1 protein-coding gene is annotated in these 737 nt (G+C 65.9%); it reads left to right on the top strand.

Annotated features, from left to right (window positions below; genetic code table 11):
- The coding region (locus tag IGX34_RS21940) for a condensation domain-containing protein (RefSeq protein WP_192557895.1) at positions 1-737 on the top strand (737 nt) is incomplete at both ends.

The raw sequence follows: 737 nt of genomic DNA, 5'->3' as shown, positions 1-737 counted from the left end.
GAGCTGATCGGCTTCTTCGTCAACACCCTGGTGTTGCGCACGGATCTGTCCGGCACGCCGGACTTCAGTACGGTGCTGGAACGTGTACGCGAAACCGCGCTGGCCGCCTATGCGCATCAGGACGTGCCGTTCGAACGGCTGGTCGAAGCGATCAATCCGGTGCGCTCGCAAGCGCACCAGCCGCTATGCCAGGTGGTGCTGGTACTGCAGAACAATGCCGAATGGACGCTGGCCTTGCCGGGCCTGGCGGCCGAGAACAGCGTGCCGGATCTGGGCGTAGCCAAGTTCGACCTGACCTTCGGCTTGAACGAGTTGCTGCGCAGCGGTCTGCCGGATGGCCTGGTGGGTGAAATCGAATACGCCTCGGATCTGTTTGACGAGGCCAGCGTGCAGCTCCTGGCCGAGCGTTTCGTGCGCGTGCTGGAAGCGGTGGCAGCCGATCCGGCGCGGCCGGTGCCGCAGCTCGATCTGCTCGATACCGCCGAACGCCAGCACCTGCTGCACCACTGGAACGACACCGCCCAGCCGCTACCGGACGAAAGCGTCGCCGCGCTGTTCGCCCAGCAAGCGGCGCGCACGCCCGATGCCGTGGCGCTGGTGTTTGGCGAGGAAACACTGACCTACGCGCAGCTGGATGCACGCGCCGATGCACTGGCCGATCGCTTGTACACCGCCGGCGTCGGCCTGGAAGACGGCGTGGCGATCCTGATGGAACGCTCGCTGGACCTGGTCGTAGC

The sequence above is a fragment of the Dyella acidiphila genome (assembly GCF_014863405.1).
GTDB lineage: Bacteria > Pseudomonadota > Gammaproteobacteria > Xanthomonadales > Rhodanobacteraceae > Dyella_B > Dyella_B acidiphila.
This window is presented reverse-complemented; position numbering and strand designations above follow the sequence as displayed.